Origin of the sequence: Klugiella xanthotipulae (genome assembly GCF_006716695.1) — a bacterium.
Lineage (GTDB): Bacteria > Actinomycetota > Actinomycetes > Actinomycetales > Microbacteriaceae > Klugiella > Klugiella xanthotipulae.
The window spans coordinates 636,810-658,242 of the sequence record NZ_VFPN01000002.1 but is presented as its reverse complement, the minus strand read 5'-3'; the positions used below and the strand labels follow the sequence as shown (position 1 = coordinate 658,242).

The window sequence follows — 21,433 nt, the reverse complement described above, 5'->3', positions numbered from 1 at the left end:
TCTTCTGCCGGGCCTCACCGCACCTCCTCGTGCCGGTTAGCGCACTTTTTGTGAGATGGACTGCATTACCATGGTGTCGGCGAGCGTGGTGGTGTCGCCCACCTCTCGCCCCTCCGCCACGTCTTGCAAGAGGCGGCGGATGATTTTACCTGAGCGGGTTTTCGGCAGCTCGTTCACGACGAAGATCTGCCGCGGCCGGGCGATGGCACCGATCTGCGCCCCCACGTGGGCCTTGAGGATAACGGCGGCCTGGTCGGCATCCGTCATCACCGTTTGGTGGCTTTTCAGGATCACAAAGGCCACGACAGCCTGGCCGGTGGTCTCATCGGCCGCCCCCACCACGGCCGCCTCGGCGACCGAGTGGTGCGAGACGAGAGAGGACTCGATCTCGGTGGTGGAGAGGCGGTGCCCGGAGACGTTCATCACGTCATCCACCCGACCCATGAGCCAGATGTCACCGTCTTCATCGCGGCGTGCACCGTCGCCAGCGAAGTACTTATCGCCGAACTTATCCCAGTAGGTTTCCTGAAAGCGCTCCGGGTCGCCCCAGATGCCGCGCAGCATACTCGGCCACGGCTGGGTGATCGCGAGCAAGCCACCGCTGCCGTTCGGCACGGGGCGGGCCTCGTCATCCACCACATCAATGCTGATACCGGGGATGGGAACCTGCGCGCTCCCCGGCTTGGTTGCCGTGATGCCGGGCAGTGGCGACACCATAATGGCCCCCGTCTCGGTCTGCCACCAGGTATCGACGATGGGGGCCGATCCGGCACCGATCACCTCGCGGTACCAGAGCCAGGCTTCGGGGTTGATCGCCTCGCCCACCGAGCCCAGCAGGCGGATGCTCGAGAGATCGTTCTGCTGCGTGACCTCGCGGCCCACCTTCATGAACGAGCGGATGGCGGTGGGGGCCGTGTAGAAGGTCGTCACGCCGTAGCGTTCAATGATCTCCCACCAGCGGCCCCAGGTGGGTGTCTCGGGTGTGCCCTCGTACATCACCTGGGTCGCACCGTTGGCGAGCGGGCCGTAGACCACGTAGCTGTGGCCGGTAATCCAGCCCACATCGGCGGTGCTCCAGTAGACATCCGTTTCGGGGCGCAGGTCGAAGACCGCACGGTGTGTGAAGCTCGTCTGGGTGAGGTAACCGCCCGAGGTGTGCAGGATGCCCTTGGGCTTGCCCGTCGTGCCGGAGGTGTAGAGGATAAACAGCGGGTTTTCGGCAGGGAAGGGGCGAGCCGTGTGCTCGGCATCCATCTCTACGATCTCCTCGTGCCACCACAGGTCACGGCCCTCCTCCCAGCGCACATCGTTTTCGGTGCGGCGGACCACGAGCACGTGTTCCACGGTGAGCTCGGTGCCCGGGTTGAGGTCAAGGGCGTCATCTACGGCGGGCTTGAGCGGTGAGACGCGGCCTTTGCGCCATCCGCCGTCTGCCGTGATGACCAGTTTTGCTGCGGCGTCGTCAAGGCGAGCGCGAAGGCTCTCGGCGCTGAAACCGCCAAAGACCACCGAGTGCACGGCACCGATGCGGGCCACGGCGAGCATTGCGATAACAGCCTCGGGGATCATGGGGAGGTAAATAGCCACCCGGTCGCCCTGCTGGATGCCCAGGCTGATCAGGAGATTGGCTGCCTTTTTGACCTCGGACAGGAGCTCGGTGTAGGTGATCGTACGGCGGTCGCCGGGTTCACCCTCCCAGTAGAGAGCGACCCGGTCGCCGTTGCCCGCCACAATGTGCCGGTCCAGGCAGTTGTAGGCGACGTTGAGTTCGCCATCCTCGAACCAGGTAGCGAAGGGCGGGTTCGTCCAGTCGAGCGTCTTCGTGAAGGGGGTGTGCCAGTGCAGCGTGCGTGCCTGCTCGGCCCAGAACTCCTGGGGGTCGGCGTTGGCCTGCTGGTAGATCTCGGGGCCGTATTGGGCGGCTTGGGTAAATGCTGCGGGGGGTGGGAAGCTCTCCACCTCGGTTTGCAGGCTTTCAATGACACCGTGGGTGTTGTTTTTAGAGGACACCATTATCCAATCTGTGCAGGAGCGTTCGTGCGATCCTTGTAGCGTAACAAAGATTTTCTTTCCCGCCCCACCCAGGGAAAATACATGAAACAAACACAAAATTTTGTGATGAATTTGTGATCTTCGGCGTTACACTATTTTCCACCATCCTGATCTGAAGGATGGCGGAGACGGCGCTTTTCTGAAGGATTTCCCCAAAATCCGACGCCGTCGAGGGGGCACCGAACCCCTAACCGGTGCCCTCTCTCCCCCCACCCACTAACGTGTGGTGCCACGGTGAGATGCTCCTCCACAGGGGGCTGTATCGGTGAGTCGTCCACAGGAGCGGCGTCGTCCCGGGCCGGGGAGGCGAGCAGCCGTACGCTCGCTCACCATGAGTAGTCATTCCGAAGTCCACCTGCCCTACCCCCTCCGTGCGGCGCTCGGCCCGCTGGCCCCCCTCCTCGCCGACCCCACCGTGACGGATGTCTTTGTCAACGGGTCCCACGGTGTCTGGGTAGACCGCGGCCGCGGTGCCGTGCGGGAGGAGAGCCTCTCGCTCACCTCTGACGGGGTACGTACGCTCGCCGTACAGCTGATCTCCCGCGGCGGGCGACATATTGACGACACCACGCCGTGTGTGGATGTCCGCCTGGCATGGGGAATCCGGGTGCACGCGGTTCTGCCGCCCATTGCGCGGGCGGGGCCGCTCCTGTCTATTCGGGTACCGCGGGTGAGGGCACTGGGTCTCGACGATCTCGGGCAGGCGATGTTTACGACCACCGAGCGGGCGGCGCTCGTGGCTGCCGTCGCGCGGCGGCGAAACATCCTCATCGTGGGCTCAGGGGGGAGTGGCAAAACCACTCTTCTCGCCGCGCTGCTGGCGACAGTACCGCACACCGAGCGGATCGTGACGGTGGAGGATGTTGCCGAACTCAACATTCGGCATCCACACTGCGTGTCGCTGGAGGCGAGGCAGAAGAACCTCGACGGGGCCGGGGGAGTCGAGCTGGACCAGCTCGTGCGGGAGGCGCTGCGGATGCGGCCCGACCGGATTGTGGTGGGTGAATGTCGCGGCCCAGAACTGCGCGAACTTCTGGGCGCGCTCAACACGGGGCACGATGGTGGGGCCGGTACCCTACACGCCAACTCGCTCGACGATGTGCCCGCACGACTGGAGGCTCTGGGGGCGGTAGCCGGTTTTACCCCCGAGGCGCTCGCTCGGCAGGCGGTGAGTGCCATCCACCTCGTGGTGCAGTTGGAGCGGGCGGGCGGAGTGCGGCGCGTGGCGAGCCTCGGCCGACTATGCCTGACCGGGGCCGGAACGCTGGGCGTTGTGGCCGGGGCGGGTTCGGCATGAGGGTGCCACGGAGGCCCGTGGTTCCTTGGCTGCGGGGTACTCGGGGTGCTCGCCCTGCTCGGGTCGATCCCGGTTCGGAGGTGGCCACCGTGGTGCGGCGGGTAGCCGTGATGGTCGCGGCCGGTCTGGGGGTGGAGCGGGTGTGGGATCACCTCTCGGAGACCGGGGACTACAGCGCCGCAACCCGCGCTCTGCTGCGAGCCTGTCACCGTGCGGGGCGTGACGGGCGCGATGTGCCCGGTGCCGTCCGGGACCAGGTGGGGCCCGGATCGGGCGGACACGATCCGGCCTCCGCCTCCTGGCTCGGCCTCGCGGCGACGCTCGCGGTGGCCGAACGGGCCGGGGCTCCCCTCGCCCATTGCCTACACCGGCTCGCCGAGAGCTACGAGGCTAACGCTCAGGGCAGGCGGGCGATGACCGTTTCTCTGTCGGGGTCACGGGCCACTGCGCGGCTTATGATGTGGCTGCCCGCCGTGAGTATCGGGTTGAGCAGCGTGCTCGGGTTCAATACCATTGCGGTGCTCGTGGGTACGCTGCCTGGGCTGGTGTGTGCCGCTCTCGGTGCGACCCTCACGGTGCTCGGTGCCCTGTGGAGTAACCGGATGATCACGAGGGCCAGCCGGGGCACCGCAACGCCCGGTATCTGTCTTGACCTCACGGCACTTGCCGTGTCGGGCGGGGGGTCGCTTCGTGATGCTCGGCGTCTCGTTGCCGACACCGTGGAGCGCTTTGGTTTGGAGGAGGGCGCTGAGCCGGTGATTGCGCAGCGCTCTTTAGCACTGGCTGACCGGGCCGGTGTTCCTGCCGCGGACCTTCTCAGTGCCGATGCCGACCTGGTGCGAGCGGAGCACACGGCAGAGGCCGGGCGCCGTGCCGCCAGCCTGGGGGTGGCCCTCATGGTTCCGCTCGCGGTGTGTACCCTGCCCGCTTTTATGCTGCTGGGCGTGGTGCCGATGATGCTGTCGATTCTCTCAACGGTGTGGGTCTGGTGAGTGGCGTGTGTGCACGGGTGGAGCTGCGCATCCGGTGCCGGTGGATGTTCTCCACAGACCCGCTTCAGCCCCGGTTTTCCCCATATTTTCACTGGTCGTCGTCGCGGGCGCTCTCCGTGACCAGACTTGAATCATGCTCCCGCCCGATCATGACCGTGCGAAACCGCACAGAAAGTTGAGAGAGTCTCATGACTGTCCTTGCCCTCACCAGCGTTCCCCGCCCGACTCGCCCGACCCTCCTGACTCGGCCGCCGAGGCGACCCAGGTCGGCGCGATGCGGGGTTGCGCCTGTGCCACCTACTCCGTGGCGAGCCCGCGTTCGCCGCATCCGTCGTATTCTCAGCGAGGAGACGGGCGCGGCGACGGCCGAGTACGCCGTTGTCATTATGGCGGCCGTGGGGTTTGCCGGGCTTCTTGTGGTCATCCTCAAGGGCGACGCCGTGCGCGGCATGCTCACCGATCTGGTCCAGAGCGCGCTTGCGGCCGGTGGGTAGGCCACCGGCTCGCAGGTGTCGGCTCGCCTGGCTCGGACGCGAGGAGCGGGGCAGCGCAACCGTGGAGTTTGCGCTCGTTCTGCCAGCGATCATCGCCGTGTTGGGGATCTGCCTGGCCGCGCTGGGGGTGATGATCAGCCAGTTGCGGGTCACGGATGCCGCGGCCGACATCGCGCGGATGCTCGCGCGAGATGAGGGCGGCGGCGCGGTACACGCCCGACTCGCCCAGGCGGGCAGCGGAACCACGCTGACCCGCAGCGACGAGGGAGAGTTTGTGTGTGTAACCCTCGGACGGACGATGAGCCTGGGCCCGCTGCATCTGCCCGCGGTGACCGCAACCGCCCGGTCCTGCGCTTTGGCCGGGTGAGTCGGCGTTCCCGGCGACGTGCGGGTTTCACACGTCGCCGGGAACGCCCCGTGTGAAAGCGGACGTTAATAACGAGTGAGAAATGAGGAAGCGGATGGAACGTATGCGCCGTGACTACCGTTACCGCGAAGGTCGCCGCCTGCAGCGGCTACGCGACGAGGCGGGTGGGGCCTCCCTGGCTGCCGTTGGCGTGGTATTGGGCCTGCTCCTTATTATGGGGTCGGTGTTGGCCGGGTACCGTATCCTCGCGGTTCAGGAGCGGGTTGCCGGGGCCGCAGACGCCGCAGCGTTGGCCGGAGCCGATACGGCATTCGGGTTTGTTTCCGGGGTGCCGTGTGAACGGGCGGAGCAGTCGGCCCGGTTGAACCGTGTCACAATGGATCACTGTACGGTCGAGGGTTACGAGGTGCGAGTCACCGCGTCCCAGAGCGTTCTGGGCATCGTTGTCCGGTCCGCCGCCCGTGCAGGTCCGTCACCGGGTACGTTATAAATAGTGAGCACGTTCACACTCATTATGTGTATGGTGTCGGCAGGGGATGAGCGCATTCACCACGGATGCGTCGCCCCGTTCGGGGTCGCAGTGCGTCACCGTGAGTATCGTCCTGCAGCCAACAACGTTAAGTAAAGGAGTCGCGTGCCCGGCACGAAGAAGCTGGTGATTGTCGAGTCACCAACCAAGGCGAAAACCATCGGTGCATATCTTGGCGAAGACTACGAGGTGATTGCCTCTGTGGGTCACATTCGCGACCTGGCTGAACCATCTGAGCTGCCTGCCGAACTCAAAAAGGGTCCGTTTGGCAAGTTTGCCGTAGATGTGGAGAACGACTTCAACCCCTACTACGTGGTGGCTGAGAACAAGAAAAAAACGGTCACCGATCTCAAGCGTGCGCTCAAAACCGCGGACGAGGTCTGGCTTGCAACTGATGAGGACCGCGAGGGGGAGGCTATCGCCTGGCATCTGCTTGAGGTGTTAAAGCCCAAGGTTCCTGTACGCCGAATGGTGTTCCACGAGATCACCCAGGAAGCCATCGAGTTTGCGAAGAACAACACTCGCGACATTGACGTCGCCCTCGTGGATGCCCAGGAAACCCGACGCATCCTTGATCGTTTGTACGGATACGACCTGTCACCTGTGCTTTGGCGCAAGGTGGCACCCAAACTGTCGGCGGGCCGCGTGCAATCCGCCGCCACCCGTCTCGTGGTAGACCGGGAGCGTGAGCGCCTCGCGTTTGTCTCGGCGAGCTACTGGGATTTGACCGGCATCTTCGGGACGGCGCTCTCCGGCCCGGACACGGGTGAGACTTTTTCCGCCCGCCTGGCCCGCGTGGATGGCCACTCCGTTGCCACGGGTCGCGACTATGACGATCTGGGCCAGCTGACCGAGAAGGCTCGCAAGGCCGGGGTTGTGTCGTTGACCGAGGCTGATGCGCAGTCGCTCGTCACCGCACTGCGGGCCTCCGGGGTTCCTATTCGAGTGACCTCGTTGGAGACCAAGCCGCACACCCGCCGCCCCGCCGCGCCGTTTACCACCTCAACGCTCCAGCAGGAGGCCTCGCGCAAGCTGCGCTTCACCTCGCGCCAGACCATGTCAGCCGCCCAGACACTGTATGAGCGCGGTTTCATTACCTATATGCGAACCGACTCGCCCTCGCTATCCGGCCAGGCCATTAACGCGGCCCGCACACAGGCCGCCGCGCTGTACGGTGCCGAAACGGTTCCGTCATCGCCGCGCATATATAAGGGGAAGACCAAGGGTGCCCAGGAGGCGCACGAGGCCATCCGCCCCGCCGGAGACAGCTTCCGCACGCCGCAGCAGGCGGCCGCGGAGCTGACGGGCAGCGAGCTCAAGCTCTACGAACTCATCTGGAAGCGCACCGTTGCCTCGCAGATGGCGGATGCCAAGGGTTCGACGGCCACCGTGACTCTCAGCGCCGGACCGACCGGGGACGACAGGGTTGCCGAGTTTACGGCGAGCGGTACCGTCATCACGTTCCGTGGCTTCCTGCTCGCGTATGAGGAGGGCGTCGATGAGAAGCGCCACACGGCCGCGGCCGGTTCCGACGAGAAGCTGCCCAATCTCACCGAGGGCCAGAATCTCGCGCTCGCCGACATCGAGGCTAAAGGCCACGAGACGCTGCCGCGCCCGCGCTACACCGAGGCCAGCCTGACCAAGAAGCTGGAGGAGCTGGGCATCGGTCGCCCGTCCACGTATACCGCCATCATCTCGACCATCATGGATCGTGGCTACGTCAGTAAGCGTGGCGAGGCCCTCGTGCCGAGCTGGATTGCCTTCTCGGTGGTTCGTCTGCTGGAGGAGCACTTCACCGAGCTGGTGGAGTACGATTTTACGGCCTCCATGGAGGATGATCTCGACCGCATCGCGGCCGGTACCGAGGACCGTAATGCCTGGCTCAAGGGTTTCTACTTTGGTACCGACAACCACCCGGGACTGCGCAGCATCGTGGATAATCTGGGGGAGATCGACGCCCGCGCGATCAACTCGATTGTTATTACGGACCAGATTACGCTGCGCATCGGCAAGTACGGGCCCTATCTGGAGGTGCCCGACCCGGCCGGTGCGGTCGCCGAGGATGGCAGCGTGACGCCCCGTCGTATCAACCTGCCCGAGGGGATGGCCCCCGACGAGCTCACCGCAGAAAAGGCCCAGGCCCTCGTTGACGCACCTCCGGTCGTGGACCGCGTCGTGGGTGTCAACCCGGAGAACGGTAAACACATTCTGGCAAAGGACGGCCGCTTTGGTCCGTATGTGACCGAGGTAGAGCCGGAGGCTGAGGAATCCCCGGCCAAGAAGAGTAAGACGGCACCCAAGCCGCGCACGGCCTCCATCTTCAAGTCGATGGACCTAGCCACAATTGACCTCGACACCGCCCTGCTGCTACTCAATCTGCCCCGTGTGGTGGGGACCGACCCGGAGAGCAGTGCGGAGATCACTGCGCAGAACGGTCGCTATGGCGCCTATCTCAAGAAGGGTACAGATACGCGTTCGTTGCCGAGTGAGGATGCCATTCTCACCATCGACCTGGCCGGTGCTGTTGAGCTCTTTGCGCAGCCAAAGTACGGCGCACGAACCGCATCGAGTGCACTCAAGGAGTTCGCCGCCGACCCGGAGAGCGGCAAGCCGATCAAGGTGAAGGATGGCCGGTTTGGTCCTTACGTGACGGATGGGGTGACCAACGCCACGATCCCCAAGGGCGAATCGGTAGACGAGATTACGTTTGAGCGCGCGGTGGAACTGCTCGCGATCAAGCGTGCGAAGGGGCCGGTCAAGAAGAGGGTGCCCGCAAAGAAGGCACCCGCAAAGAAGGCACCGGTGAAGAAAACACCGGTGAAGAAAGCACCCGCTGCCACGACAACAGCGGCGAAGAAAACCCCCGCGAAAACCGCGACGACGAAAACCGCGACGACGAAGACCGCCGCCGCTAAAACGACCGCCGCGAAGACCACGACCGCTAAAACCGCTGCGGCTAAAGCCACGACCGCTAAAGCCACCGCGACTAAAACAGTGGCGGCTCGGAAGACCGCTGCGGAAGAGTCCGCCGAGTGACCGGTGCTTTCATCACGCTGGAGGGGGGCGATGGCAGCGGCAAGTCCACGCAATCAGCCCTCCTGAGCGAGTGGCTGACCAATCGCGGAGACACCGTTCTCTTTACGCGTGAACCCGGGGGAACCGAGCTGGGGGTCGAGATCCGCCGCCTGGTACTGCACGCAGGCCACGTGGCACCACGCGCAGAGGCCCTGCTCTATGCTGCCGATCGCGCGCACCACGTTGAGACGGTGGTGCGGCCGGCGCTCGAACGGGGAACCATCGTCATCCAGGATCGTTTTGTGGATTCCTCGGTTGCCTACCAGGGGGCCGGTCGGGTGCTCGACCCGCAGGAGATCGCGAGTCTGAGCGCGTGGGCCACGGGCGGTCTGCGCCCCAGCCTCACGATTCTGCTCGACCTCGACCCCCGGGTCGGTCGCGAGCGAATGAACATCGGTCGCGGCAGCTACGACCGGCTCGAATCGGAGCAACTCGACTTCCACGACCGGGTGCGTGCTGCGTATCTCGGCCTTGCCGAGGCTGAGCCGGAGCGGTTCCTGGTGCTGGACGCCGCCCGCCCGCCCGAGGAGCTGGCTCACCGTATCCGGGAGCGCCTCGCGGGCATACTGCCGTAAAGCAGTCCGCGTATCGGCCGCCGCTTTCTCACCGATGTGCGGGTCTATAGCCCCACGTCACCTCGTGACTAACGTCCGATCATCAGTCCTCGTCAACTCCCGGCGGTGATGCCCGGTAGCCTATGCATGTGAGTGTATGGCAGGGCCTGGTGGGCCAAGATGAGGCGATCCGCGTGATGCAGAACGCCGCCCGGGCGACCGCAAGCGGTGTGGCCGATGCGGAGGGCTCCGCGAGCGATATGACGCACGCGTGGCTCATCACAGGCCCGGCGGGTTCGGGCCGGTCCAATCTGGCGTTTGCGTTTGCCACCGCGCTGCTCAGCACGGGACCCGACACGCTCGACGCGACGATTGCCCAGGTGCGCGGACGCACCCACCCTGATCTGGGCGTGCTCACCAGCCAGAAGGTCATCATCAGTATCGACGATGTGCGCTCCCTCGTGACCTCCTCCCACTTTTCGCCCTCCATCGGCCGCTACCGTGTGATGATTATCGAGGATGCTGACCGTATGCCGGAGCGCACATCCAACGTTCTCCTCAAAGCCCTGGAGGAGCCGCCGGAGCGCACCGTGTGGATCCTGTGTGCCCCCAGTGAGGCGGATGTTATCCCCACCATTCGATCCCGGGTGCGCTCTATCCGGCTCCGGATGCCCTCCGTGCAGGAGGTGGCTTCGCTACTGCGTGCAGAACACGGAGTTGATGAGGTTGTGGCTGAACGCAGTGCCCGCCTGGCGCAGAGTCACATCGGGATGGCGCGCCGCCTGGCGACAAGCCCGGAGGCGCTGGCCCGTCGGCAGGAGACGCTCGACCTGGTGTTCGGCATTCGCGGCGTTGCCCATGCGATGCAGGCTGCGCGCCGCCTCAACGACATTGCGCTTGAAGATTCCGCCGCCATCACCACGGAGCGTGACGAGCGGGATCGGGCCGAGACGCTACGTAACCTCGGTGTGGCCCCCGGGGCGGCCATCCCACCGGCCCTCCGGTCACACGTGAAACAGATGGAGGACGACCAGAAGCGCCGGGCCACTCGCAGCGTGCGCGACGGGGTTGATCGTATTCTTACCGATCTTATGTCGGCCTACCGGGATGTGCTCATGGTGCAGCTGGGGGCCAGCCACGAGATCATCAACCACGAGTTTCGGGTGGAACTGGCCGAGGCCGCCGACCGCCTCACCGCCGATGAAACCCTCACATTTATCGACTCCATTACCGTTGCGCAGCAGCGCATTTCAAGCAATGTCACACCGTTGTTGGCGCTTGAGGCTCTGCTCTGCACGCTCATTTGAAAGGAACCCGTGCCCCCCACGACACCACAACGCACCGCTGCGGCTACCGCAGTGGGACTCATTGCCCTTCTGCTTGTCGGGTGTGTCCCGATCGGTGGAAACGCCAGTGAATCCAAACCAGCCCCCGTCGATGGGGTGCCCGACGAACTGCACGATCTCTACCAGCAGACCCTCACCTGGACCGATTGTGAGGGGGAGATGCAGTGTGCCACTGCCCAGGCCCCGCTCAATTGGGATGATCCGGCGGGCGAGCGCATTGACCTGGCGCTCGTGCGGCAACCCGCCACGGGTGGCTCACCCCGTGGCTCGCTCTTTGTGAATCCGGGCGGCCCAGGGGCGTCCGGTTACGACTTTGTTGCCGACAGCATCGACTACGCCGTGGGTAAGCCGCTGCAGGAAGAATTCGACGTGATCGGGTTTGACCCTCGCGGGGTGCAGCACTCCACCCCGGTGACGTGCCTCAGCCCCAAAAAAATGGACGAATACCTCTTCGGCGTGGCCCAGAATAAGACGGGCACGGACGCCTGGATTCAGGAAATTCGTGACTCCGCACAGGATTTTGGTGCGGCCTGTGCCGAGTCCACCGGGGACCTGCTGGGCGCGGTGGACACCCTGAGCGCGGCCAGAGACCTCGATATGCTGCGTGCCCTCGTGGGCGACACCAGGCTCAACTACCTGGGCTTCTCGTATGGCACTTTCCTGGGCGCACACTACGCCGAACTGTTCCCGGAGCGTGTGGGTCGCCTGGTGCTCGACGGCGCAATCGACCCGAGCGTCTCGGTTGACGAGGTTGTGCTCGACCAGACGGTCGGGTTCGAGAAAGCGATGAGAGCGTACGTCACCAACTGCCTGACATCGAGCGAGTGCCCGCTCTCGGGAACCGTCGATGAGGCCATGGCGAGTGTGGCGAGCCTGCTGGACGCAGTGGATGCGCGCCCGATGGAGGCGGTGGACGGGCGGATGCTAACCTCCTCCACCCTCCTCACGGCCATTATCTACCCGCTCTACAGCCAGGATTCCTGGACCTACCTGAGTCAGATGCTGAAGATCACCCTGGCGGGTGACCCCTCGCTGGCTTTTACTCTCGCGGATCTGTACTACGGTCGCGCCGAGGACGGCACCTACGACGATAACTCGTTTGAGGCGTTCTACGCGATCAACTGTTTGGACTACGAGTACGTTGATGACGTTGAGCTCATGCGCGCCGAGGCGGCCACACTCGCGGAGGCCGCGCCCACATTTGGTCGGTTCCAAGGGTATGGAAGTATCGGTTGCGCCGAGTGGCCCCACGACTCCGTGACGCCGCGGGAGGAGATCCACGCGACCGGGGCCGACCCCATTCTGGTGGTGGGCACAACGGGTGACCCGGCCACGCCGTACCAGTGGGCCGTCTCCCTCGCCGACCAGCTTGATGAGGGTGTGCTCGTGAGCTACACGGGCGAGGGCCACACCGCCTATGGCTCCTCCAACGAGTGCGTATCGGATGCGGTGGAGGACTACTTTATTGACGGAAAGGTCCCCGCAACCGACCCTCGCTGTTAGCCGGTTTTCCGACGCTCCACGAGCCTTTTGGTCCCATATGCGGGCCGATAATGCGGATGTCTCACCCCGTCTTAACGCCGGTGAGGCATCCGTGCGCACGCGACGCAAAAAGTTACGCTATGCTATTTCATTGTGCGTTGTTCTGCAGGGCACTGGCCGCTTTAGCTCAGTCGGCAGAGCGTTTCACTCGTAATGAAAAGGTCGTGGGTTCGATTCCCACAAGCGGCTCTCTCTCGAAGCCCCCGGCATGCCGGGGGCTTCGTTCGTGAGCCCGGCTGCTGATGCCCGCCCCTTCCCCCATCTCGGGTGGTGTCGGTCTGTGCCGGGGCCGCTACTCCAGCGTCTCGCGGAGGTGCTGGAACAGGTCCTCCGGATGCATATCCCGGTCAAATACGGCGATCAGCGCCCGCGCCGAGCTGGGTGCGGCATTCGTCCGACCATCCGCCCCGACACCCGTGGGGGCGAGCATCGGGCGGAAGACCTCCGTAAGCTCTCGCAGCTGTGTGCGAAGTGCGTCAGCGGCTGCGAGTGACTCGTCGCGCAGCCACGCGCGCAGCACCCGGTTGTGCACGGCGACGACGCTCGCGGCCAGGGCCGTTGCCGCCCACTCACGCTCGGGTGGGAGCGGTAGTGCCGCCCGAAGGTACGAGACAAAAGCGCGCTCGTAGCGATGCGAGGTAACGAGTTCCCGGTCGCGCAGGACGGGGTTCGAGTGCAGCAGACTGTTGCGCAGCAGAGACGCTTCCCGTCGGCCTACGTGGTACGTGAGCACCGCCACCGCTCCCGCCGCGACGGCGCTCAACGGGTCGCTCCCTGCCACCTCAAGCTGGGTGTCTAGCCGGTCCAGCAGGTAGGTGTGGTCGGCAAAGACGATGTCCTCCTTCGACCCGAAGCGGCGGAAGAACGTGCTGCGGCTGATGCCGAGCGCCCCGGCCAGGTCGTCAACCGAGGTGGCGTCGTAGCCGCGCTCGCCGAGCATCCCGATGGCGTCTGCTGTCACCTCGGGCAGGGTCTGGGCGGCGTGGGGCATGACAGAGAATCTACTACTCGGGCACCCCGGTTTCGGCCGCGCCGCGCTGCACATAGCGGTCGGTCAGGTCGCGCTTGAGGATCTTGCCGCTTGAGCTGAGTGGCAGCGCGGCCACAAACTCCACGACCCGGGGGTACTTGTACGCGGCGATGAGTTCGCGCGCGTAGGCCACAAGCTCCTCCTCGCTCACCGGGCTGCCCTCGGCGCGCACAATCGCGGCTGCGACCTCCTGACCGTGCACTTCGTCGGGGATGCCAAATACGGCAACCGATACCACGTCCGGATGTCCGCTGAGCGCCTCCTCCACCTCGCGCGGGTAGATGTTGTAGCCGTTGCGGAGGATCATGTCTTTCTTGCGGTCGAGGATGTGCAGGTATCCGTCCTCGTCTTTCGTGCCCAGATCGCCCGTGCGAAACCAACCGTCAACGATGGCGGTGGCCGTGGCCTCCGGCCGGTTCAGGTAGCCCTTTGTGAGGTTGTGGCCGCGGATGATGAGCTCGCCCAGTTCACCGCGGGGGAGCAGCTCGATGGAGTCCTCCACCTCGGAGCGGGCAATCTCGACGTCAACCCCCCAGATGGGGGTGCCGATGGAGCCAGCTCGCGGCGTGGCCCCCACATGGTTGAATGTGGCCACGGGTGAGCTCTCGGTGAGGCCGTAGCCCTCGTAGATGGTGCTGCCAAAGACCTCCCGAAACCGCTCGATCACGGCGACCGGGATGGCCGCCCCGCCGGAGACGGCGTAGCGCAGCGGGGGCCGTTCCGGGTTCTTCTTGGCCGCCTCCAGCAGGGCGATGTACATGGTGGGTACGCCGAAGAATAGGTCCACGCGTCGCTCGTTGAGCACCCGTAGCGCGGTCTCCCCGTCAAACTTGGGCAGCAGCACGAGGGTGGCCCCGGCTCGCAGTCCGCAGTTGAGTACGCAGGTCTGGCCAAATGTGTGGAACAGCGGCAGCGCCCCCAGAACGGTGTCGGTTGAGCGCATATCGAAGGTGCTCATCAGCAGCGTATTGACCTGCTCGATGAGCGAAAAGTGGCTGCCCTCCGCCCCCTTGGGCTGGCCGGTGGTACCACTCGTGTAGAGGATGGTGGCCGTGTCGCCCGGGTGTGTGGATACGTAGGTGTCGAGGGGGGAGGCCGCGGCCGCCTCATCCTCCAACCGGGGGTTGCTGGCGGTGTCGCCCGCTTCGAGTACCGAGAGCACGGGCACGCCCGCCTGCCGGGCCCCCGGTGCGCCGTGGGTGAGCAGCGGGGCCGCGATCACGATCAGGATGCTCGCGCTGTCGCGTAGCGCAAACTCGATCTCGTCGGCGCGCAGCAGCGCGTGAATGGGCACCACCACCGCCCCGAGTGCGAGTGTGGCGTAGTAGACGCGGGCAAAGTCGGCGACGTTGGGGATGAGGACGGCCACGCGGCTACCCGGTCCGATACCGCGGGCACGCAGAGCCCCGGCGTAGGCACGGGTCTGGTCCCAGAGCTCACGGTAGCTGACGGTCTCCTCGCCCACGATCAGCGCGGCTTTGTCACCGTAGGTCCGGGCGGATTCTGCGAGGATCGCGGCGACCGAGAGGGTGGCGTACCCGCGTTCAGGGGGTGTCGCCTGTGTGCGTGTTGTTGGGGGAGATGCGGGTTGTGTGGTGGGATCCGTGGGATGGGTGACGGGCAGCATACGCTCAACTCCTTTGTTGGGGGTGCGACCGGCGCGAATGGCGCTCGATGTCGTCTGCAGGAACTCAGTTTCGTCTCAGGGGTACACGATGTCAAGGACTTACCCGCGAATATGCGGTACTCAATTTCTTGACATGGAACTCAGTCTCATGAGAGTCTGCGGGGAGGGCATCCGCTCGTCGCCGTGGCCATCCGACGTGGTTCCTGGTCGCCCCAGTTACGTTGCCACCCCCCCCAGTCCCTACCCAAGGAGTTCACCGATGAGCACGACCACACCGTCCGAGACCGTCCGTAACTCGGTGCCCGTCATCGTCTCCGGGGTGGGCACCGAGGAGCCCGAGTACCAGCTGACCGAGCCCCTCGACCCCGACCTGGCCGGAGTCTTCCGCAACCTCCCCGCCGATGACCGTGCATACCGTGACCGCGCGCGCAGCTTTGTGCAGGACGAGGTGCTGCCCGTGATCGACGGCCACTGGGATCGTGCCGAGTACCCCCTCACCCTGGCCCGGCGCATCGGACAGCTTGATCTCATGCGCGACGGCATCAGTGTCGACGGTTTTGCCCCGATGAGCCCGCTCGCCGCGGGGCTCGTGCAGGCCGAGATTAGCCGTGGTGACGGTTCAATTGGCACCATTATCGGGGTGCAGGGCGCGCTCGCCCTGCGCAGTATTGCCCTGCTGGGCTCGGCGGAGCAGAAGGCCGAGTGGCTGGCCCCGCTCGCCCGCGGCGAGAAGCTGGGGGCGTTTGCGCTGACCGAGCCGACCCACGGCTCCGACTCGGTCAGCCTGGAGACGCGGGCGGCATCCGTGAGCGGCGGCTACGCTATCACGGGCCACAAGAAGTGGATCGGCAACGGCTCGGTGGGGGATGTTGCGGTCACGTGGGCCCGCGGCGATGACAACCGGGTGCACGGCTACCTCGTGCCCCAGGACGCGCCCGGATACACGGCGACCACGATCACGGGTAAGGGTTCGCTGCGCGCCATCTGGCAGGCGCACATCGAGTACAACGGTGTGCGTGTACCCGAGTCGGCCCTGCTGCCGGGGGCCCAGAGTTTTCAGGACACCTCCCGGGTGCTCCAGGCCACCCGGCTTGGCGTGGCCTGGGCATCGCTCGGTCATGCAACCGCGTGTTACGAGACGGCGGTGCACTACACGAGCCAGCGCATCCAGTTTGGTCGGCCCCTCGCCGCCTCGCAGATTGTGCAGGAGCGCCTGGCCCGGATGCTCAGCGAACTCACCGGCCTGCAAACCCTGCTCATGCAGCTGACCGGCCTCGACGCGGCGGGAGAGCTGGGTGGTACACAGGCCGCGATGGGTAAGTACACGGCCACGCGGGCCGCTCGCTCCATCGCGGCGAACGCGCGTGACCTGCTGGGTGGTAACGGCATCCTGCTCGAAAACCGGGTGATTCGGCATTTTGCCGACGTGGAGTCGCTGCATACCTACGAGGGCACCGAGACGGTGCAGGCGCTGCTGCTGGGGCGTGAGATCACCGGGATTTCGGCGTTCACGGGGTAGGGGATAGTGCTCTGCGGTCTCACCGGCTGAGTCCTCAACGCGGCGATACCTGCACCGGCTCTAGCCCCCGCGGTCGTTCCCGCGGATAATCGGAGGATGGATCACAAAAACACCCTGCACCGCTCGCTGCGGGCCCAGCGCGCCAGCCTGCTTGCCAAGCTGGAGGGTTTGGACGAGTACAGCATCCGGCGGCCGATGACCGCAACGGGTACCAACCTGCTGGGCCTCGTGAAACACGTGGCGAGCGTGCAGCTGGGGTACTTTGCCGAGGTCTTCAACCGACCGCACGGCCGTGAGCTTCCCTGGCACGCCGAGGGGGCCGAGGCTGATGCCGATATGTGGGCCACCCCCGAGGAGTCTCGTCAGAGCATCATCGACCTGCACCACCTCTCGGCCGCGCACAGCGATGAGACCATTCGGATGCTGCCGCTTGACGCCGTTGGCGAGGTGCCCTGGTGGTCGGCCGAGCGCCGACGCGTCACCCTGCAGCAGATTCTGGTGCATGTGGCGGTCGAAACGGCCCGGCACTCCGGCCACGCGGATATCCTACGCGAGATGCTCGACGGGGCTGTGGGGAACGGCCCTGCCGACCCCAACATCCCGCAGCGCACGGTGCAGCAGCGCGCCGCGTTCTTCGACCGCCTGGAGGCCGCCGCCCGGCAATCCGCTGAGCAAAAATAGGCACCCCGCCCATCATTCCCCTCGCTCTCTCCTCCCGGAGCGATTCCGGGTGAGTTTTGGCTAAAAGGTAGCCAAATAAACGTCGATCTGTGAGGAAAAGTCACCCGTGGGGTGATGGTCGGGAGGGTGAGGCGGGACCGGTGGTGAGTGGTCGGTGGTGAGTTAGTCGGTGGCGAGTCGGTCGAGAACGAGGGTCGCGATTTGGTTGATGGCGGCGAGTTGCTCGGTGTTGAGGACCTCGCCAAAGTAGCGGGAGACGGCGGCCTCGTGGCAGCTCCGGGCGGCGGTGATGGTCTCGATGCCTGCGGCGGTGAGCACGATGATGGTGGAGCGTCCATCGGTTGTGCAAGTCTCGCGGGTCACGAGGCCGCGTTCCGTCATGCGGCGCAGCTGGTGCGAGAGGCGACTTTTTTCCCAGTCGAGTGCGCAGCGCAGGTCGATCGAGCGGAGGGTTTTGTCCGGCTCGGCATCGAGGGTAAAGAGAACCTCGAAATCGGGCTCGGAGAGGCCCGTTGAGCGGGCAAGCTCACGGTAGATCCGACCCGCAAGCTGGGTGCGCATCCGCTGGAAGGCACCCCAGGCGTGGGTAACATCCGCAGAACTCATGCGGTCAGTGTATAGGAGCGGTCTGCCGTGGTGTCGCCCGCAGTCGGGAGCGCAGCGACCTCGGTGGCAACCTCGGTGGCGACCCGCGCGTCCTCGAGTGCCGAGGCGAGTTCGGGTGCGGTGAAGCTGCCCGCGAAGATGGGCGTGCCGGGTGCAAATGCCTGGCCAGCGCGCAGGGGCCCGGCGGATACGGGGTCGTAGCCGAGGGCGTCCAGAAACTCGGCCACACGTTCGCTGGCTTCGGCGTTATCGCTCGCGTGGGCGAGCGCGCGCCGCGCGGGGGATCCGGCCGGTCGGCCGTCCTCTTCCAGTTCGTGGTAGCCGATGTGGTTGAGGGTTTTTACCAGCCGTGAGCGATCCAGGAACTCCTGAACGATCTCGCTTGTGGAGCGCGGGTCCTCGTCGTACTCGGTGAGGGGGCCGTCAACGGGGCCCCAGTGGTTCATCGCGTCAATGACGATCTTTCCGGCCAGCGCCTCGCGCGGCAGGGTGCGGAACTTGTGCAACGGGATAGCGGCGACCACCAGGTCGGCTGAGGCTGCGGCCTCCTCAGCAGTGACGGCGCGTGCGCCCGGTGCCACGACATCCACAATCAGCTGGATGTCCTCGGCTGGGCCGGATGCCGAGAGGAGCACCGGATAGCCCGCGGCCAGCGCCTGTCGGGCCACGGCTGTCCCCACGCGTCCGGCACCCAGGATGCCGATGGTGGTGTGTGCGGGGGTGCGGGCGGTCATGGTGTGCCTTTCGTGTGACGGAAGGGGGTGTGGGCGTGATGTCGAAACATCCTGCGGTTCCACGTGGAACTATCAATTTTTAGTTGACGCGTCAACAATCTCACACAATGGGTGACGTGTCAACCTGAATGGCTGCGGGTGGCTCCGGGTGGCAGGGTCGAACGGTGCGCAGGTGAATGTGCGGGGGAAAACCCTACGTTGAACTGGTGGGTTAGCACCCGAATCCCGCGGGTTTGCGCGCGTTGTCAGTATCCGCCCATGTCCGCTCGCTCATAATGGGCCTATGGGTCAGGGACAAAAATTTCCAGAGGTTCGGTTGGGGGATCGTGGCGGAAGCCAGGTGACCGTGGGCGTAAACGGTCGGACCTCTCCCCCCGGTACCGACCCGGCCGTCACTTTCCTCCGCGCCACCGTGGAGATTCAGGTGGGGAGTATTCGGGGGTGCCTCAACACGGTCGTCTCCGCCGATGGGTTGGCCCTGTTTCGCACGGCCCTCGCCGAGATCGACAGGGCCCTCTCCGGTGCGGCCGAACTGAACTCCCTCGACGGGGACTTTTATCTGCGCGTGGTGGGTCAGCCGCACGGTGCTCTGCACGTGGAGGGTCAAGCGAGCGAATCGCCCGGCTCTGACACCCGTCTCTATTTCACTCTCGACGGGATGGGCCTCTCTGATCTCACCGCGATCATTGACTCGCTCGATGAGTGTAGCCGAGAGTTTCCCCTCCTCGGTCAGCCCGCGTAGCTTCGCCGCCAGGTGCTCAACAGCAGCGCACCCCCCGCTGCGAGCAGCGCGCCTAATGTTGCCCACATCAGAAGACTCTCGGCATCGTTGCTGAACTCGTTCACCAACTCGGGGGGAGTCCTGCGGGTGCCGATGTTCTGGCGGGTGGCGCCCTTCTCCCGCAGCGGTCCGTAGGTGGGCCGCTCACTCGACCTCTCTGTTGTGGACGATAGGCGGTTGAGAGCGCTTCGGCCCGCGGTGAACGTGCGTTCGGCGGGCACCACCGGGAGGGCGGAGGGTGTGGTTGCCGTGACATGAGACGTTGTGCGGGCCGCGAACATCGTGAACCGGTGCGGCTTTGTGGTGGTCGTGATCGCGACGGTCTGTTGTACGTCAGTGTGGGCACGCGCGGCAAAGGCGGGCGTGGCTGCCGTACCCAGCAGAATGGTTGTGGCGGCGAGAATCCCGCCCAACCGGGTGCCCCGTCTCAGTCGTTGGGTGTTCCCCCATAAATTCATACACTAACTGTACGGTCGCAGGCCCCCCGGGGTAAAGGGTTAGGCGCGCAGCCGTTTCAGTACCGGTTCCGCCATGGTGCGCAACTCCGGCAGCCGGAGCAGCCAGAGGATCGTGAGGTAGAGGGTAGACATCACCAGCCCAACCACCACCATCGTGACCACCGAACCCTGGGTGGTGGCACCAAACCCGACCTCCGCGTTGGCCCCCATTCCGGTCGTCAGGAGCCAACCCACCAGGCTCGCCCCGGCCCCGGCCCCCAGACAGGCGAGAAGAGTGCGGGATACGCGTCGCCCGTCGAGTCCCACGCCCAGCTTCTTGCCCAGCCAGTACAGCGCAAACGGAGCCGTGAGCATCATGGCGATCCCCTGCGCGAGGGCGAGGGCAAACGCCAGGTAGTGGCTGGGGACGGTGAGCCCCGCGATCACGGAGAAGACCGATTGAAGGGCGTACTGCCCCGTAAAGAAGATGAGCGGCGCGCGTGCGTTGCCCAGTGCGTAGAACGTGCGCTGGGCGACAAAGATGAGCGTGTAGAAGATGAGCCAGGCCATCTGGCCCACGATCACGAGCGCGAGCGCACCGGCCTGTTCTCGATTCTCGGCAAAAAGCCGGGCGAGCGGCATTGAGAGCACCATCACCCCGCACATCGCCAAGACGAGGGGAAGGGCGACGGTGCGCACGATCTCCGAAAAGTCGCGCTGCACTGCTGGAAGGTCGGCCGAGATGGCGTGCTGGCTCATCGTCGTAAAGTGCGCCGTGGTAATTGACACCGTGATGATCGAGTGGGGGAGAACAAAGACGAGCCAGGACAGCTTGAGTACATTGACCGAGGCATCCCCGATATCCGCCCCCAGCATCACGTTGGTGGTGATGATGAACGCGATCTGACCGGCGATCATGATGCCGAGCACGCCCGTGGAGGCACGCCCCGCCGAGCGCAGACCCACGCCCCGCCAGTTGAAGTCGAACTTAAAGGAGAGCCCCGCGCGCCGCCAGAACAGGGTGAGCACGAGCGCCTGGCCAAGCACTCCGAGGGTGGCGCTGCCCGCGAGTACGGCGACCTGGGCTGGGCCCCACATACCCGCCTCCATGGTGCCGGATGGGTCGGCCCCAAACAGGGCCATGAAGACAAACATGCCGCCGATGGCGACCACGTTGTTGATGATGGGTGCCCAGGTGAACGGGCCAAACATCTTGCGAGCATTGAGCACCTCGCCCAGCACGGTGTAGAGGCCGTAGAAGAAAATCTGCGGCATACACCAGAGCCCGAACGCGATGGCGAGGGTAATGATGGGTGTGCCGATATAGCTCACGCCGTAGATCGCGACCACGAGTGGGACGGCGGCTGTGAGAATAACGGTGGCTCCGCCGAGCATGACGATGGCGAGGGTGACGAGCTTGTTGATGTAGGAGAGGCCGCCGTCGGGCGCGCGCGCCGCGCGCACGATCTGGGGGACGAGTACGGCGTTGAGCACGCCGCCCGCGATCAGGATGTAGATGTTGTTGGGGAGCGAGTTGGCCACCGTAAACGCGTCGGCACCGAGCCCCACCGTGCCGATTGTGCGGGCCAGGATGATGGCGCTGAGAAAACCGGTTACCCGCGAGATGACGGTGCCCGAGGCGAGCCACAGGGTTGCGCGCCCGTGGTTGTCGATGCGGGCGTCTGGGGCTGAACTCACGTGGTGTCGCTTTCGCTTGGTGGAGGGGCTGGACGGGGCGGCTTCCATCGGGATGCCGCACACCCCCTCGTG

19 protein-coding genes and 1 tRNA gene are annotated in these 21,433 nt (G+C 65.2%); 13 read left to right on the top strand and 7 right to left on the bottom strand.

Annotation, left to right across the window (positions count from 1 at the left end; translation table 11 throughout):
* Window positions 1-36: 36 nt before the first annotated feature.
* Window positions 37-2,013, bottom strand: a complete 1,977-nt coding sequence (gene acs, locus FB466_RS08940) for an acetate--CoA ligase (RefSeq protein WP_141917729.1) — start codon at window positions 2,011-2,013, stop codon at window positions 37-39.
* A 370-nt stretch (window positions 2,014-2,383) separates the two neighbouring features.
* Between acs and FB466_RS08935 the strand changes: the two genes are divergently transcribed.
* From FB466_RS08935 to FB466_RS08890, 10 genes are all read left to right on the top strand, one after another.
* Window positions 2,384-3,349, top strand: coding sequence for a TadA family conjugal transfer-associated ATPase (locus tag FB466_RS08935; protein WP_141917727.1), 966 nt, complete (start codon window positions 2,384-2,386; stop codon window positions 3,347-3,349).
* Window positions 3,350-3,366: 17 nt separating this feature from the next.
* A complete protein-coding gene (locus FB466_RS08930) occupies window positions 3,367-4,341 on the top strand; it encodes a type II secretion system F family protein (protein ID WP_170206092.1) in 975 nt (324 codons plus the stop codon).
* 290 nt (window positions 4,342-4,631) lie between these two features.
* Window positions 4,632-4,835, top strand: a complete 204-nt coding sequence (locus tag FB466_RS08925) for a DUF4244 domain-containing protein (protein ID WP_246054593.1) — start codon at window positions 4,632-4,634, stop codon at window positions 4,833-4,835.
* Window positions 4,828-5,202: a TadE family type IV pilus minor pilin gene (locus tag FB466_RS08920; RefSeq protein WP_170206091.1), complete on the top strand. Its 375-nt coding sequence runs from the start codon at window positions 4,828-4,830 to the stop codon at window positions 5,200-5,202. Before FB466_RS08925 ends, FB466_RS08920 begins: the two co-directional genes overlap by 8 nt.
* A 94-nt stretch (window positions 5,203-5,296) precedes the next feature.
* Window positions 5,297-5,692, top strand: a complete 396-nt coding sequence (locus FB466_RS08915; RefSeq protein WP_246054592.1) for an Rv3654c family TadE-like protein — start codon at window positions 5,297-5,299, stop codon at window positions 5,690-5,692.
* A gap of 144 nt (window positions 5,693-5,836) precedes the next feature.
* A complete protein-coding gene (topA, locus tag FB466_RS08910; RefSeq protein ID WP_141917721.1) occupies window positions 5,837-8,767 on the top strand; it encodes a type I DNA topoisomerase in 2,931 nt (976 codons plus the stop codon).
* A complete protein-coding gene (gene tmk, locus FB466_RS08905) occupies window positions 8,764-9,381 on the top strand; it encodes a dTMP kinase (RefSeq protein ID WP_141917719.1) in 618 nt (205 codons plus the stop codon). The genes topA and tmk overlap by 4 nt, the downstream gene beginning before the upstream one ends.
* 128 nt (window positions 9,382-9,509) lie before the next feature.
* A complete protein-coding gene (locus FB466_RS08900) occupies window positions 9,510-10,667 on the top strand; it encodes a DNA polymerase III subunit delta' (RefSeq protein WP_141917718.1) in 1,158 nt (385 codons plus the stop codon).
* Between the two features lie 9 nt (window positions 10,668-10,676).
* Complete coding sequence (locus FB466_RS08895; protein ID WP_141917716.1) at window positions 10,677-12,209, top strand: alpha/beta hydrolase; 1,533 nt, start codon at window positions 10,677-10,679, stop codon at window positions 12,207-12,209.
* 155 nt (window positions 12,210-12,364) lie between these two features.
* A tRNA-Thr gene (locus tag FB466_RS08890) sits at window positions 12,365-12,437 on the top strand.
* A 103-nt stretch (window positions 12,438-12,540) separates the two neighbouring features.
* Here the strand turns inward: FB466_RS08890 and FB466_RS08885 are convergent.
* Together FB466_RS08885 and FB466_RS08880 are read right to left on the bottom strand one after the other, a co-directional pair.
* Window positions 12,541-13,239: a TetR/AcrR family transcriptional regulator gene (locus FB466_RS08885; protein WP_170206090.1), complete on the bottom strand. Its 699-nt coding sequence runs from the start codon at window positions 13,237-13,239 to the stop codon at window positions 12,541-12,543.
* 13 nt (window positions 13,240-13,252) lie between these two features.
* Window positions 13,253-14,905 (bottom strand): long-chain-fatty-acid--CoA ligase, encoded by a 1,653-nt coding sequence (locus FB466_RS08880; protein WP_141917713.1) that lies wholly within the window; start codon window positions 14,903-14,905, stop codon window positions 13,253-13,255.
* Window positions 14,906-15,164: 259 nt separating this feature from the next.
* Here FB466_RS08880 and FB466_RS08875 point away from each other — a divergent pair, with 259 nt between their 5' ends.
* Together FB466_RS08875 and FB466_RS08870 are read left to right on the top strand one after the other, a co-directional pair.
* Window positions 15,165-16,424: an acyl-CoA dehydrogenase family protein gene (locus FB466_RS08875; protein ID WP_141917711.1), complete on the top strand. Its 1,260-nt coding sequence runs from the start codon at window positions 15,165-15,167 to the stop codon at window positions 16,422-16,424.
* Between the two features lie 96 nt (window positions 16,425-16,520).
* Window positions 16,521-17,105: a DinB family protein gene (locus FB466_RS08870; protein ID WP_141917710.1), complete on the top strand. Its 585-nt coding sequence runs from the start codon at window positions 16,521-16,523 to the stop codon at window positions 17,103-17,105.
* Between the two features lie 162 nt (window positions 17,106-17,267).
* Here the strand turns inward: FB466_RS08870 and FB466_RS08865 are convergent, their stop codons facing one another.
* Window positions 17,268-17,711, bottom strand: coding sequence for a MarR family winged helix-turn-helix transcriptional regulator (locus FB466_RS08865; protein ID WP_141917708.1), 444 nt, complete (start codon window positions 17,709-17,711; stop codon window positions 17,268-17,270).
* Complete coding sequence (locus tag FB466_RS08860; RefSeq protein ID WP_141917707.1) at window positions 17,708-18,445, bottom strand: NADPH-dependent F420 reductase; 738 nt, start codon at window positions 18,443-18,445, stop codon at window positions 17,708-17,710. Before FB466_RS08860 ends, FB466_RS08865 begins: the two co-directional genes overlap by 4 nt.
* A 283-nt stretch (window positions 18,446-18,728) precedes the next feature.
* Between FB466_RS08860 and FB466_RS08855 the strand changes: the two genes are divergently transcribed.
* Window positions 18,729-19,187, top strand: coding sequence for a WapI family immunity protein (locus FB466_RS08855; RefSeq protein ID WP_141917705.1), 459 nt, complete (start codon window positions 18,729-18,731; stop codon window positions 19,185-19,187).
* Here the strand turns inward: FB466_RS08855 and FB466_RS08850 are convergent.
* Together FB466_RS08850 and murJ are read right to left on the bottom strand one after the other, a co-directional pair.
* Entirely contained in the window at window positions 19,175-19,684 is a 510-nt protein-coding gene (locus FB466_RS08850; protein WP_141917703.1) for a hypothetical protein, read from the bottom strand. The genes FB466_RS08855 and FB466_RS08850 overlap by 13 nt on opposite strands.
* Before the next feature lie 39 nt (window positions 19,685-19,723).
* Window positions 19,724-21,361 (bottom strand): murein biosynthesis integral membrane protein MurJ, encoded by a 1,638-nt coding sequence (gene murJ / locus FB466_RS08845; protein WP_170206089.1) that lies wholly within the window; start codon window positions 21,359-21,361, stop codon window positions 19,724-19,726.
* Window positions 21,362-21,433 lie beyond the last annotated feature (72 nt).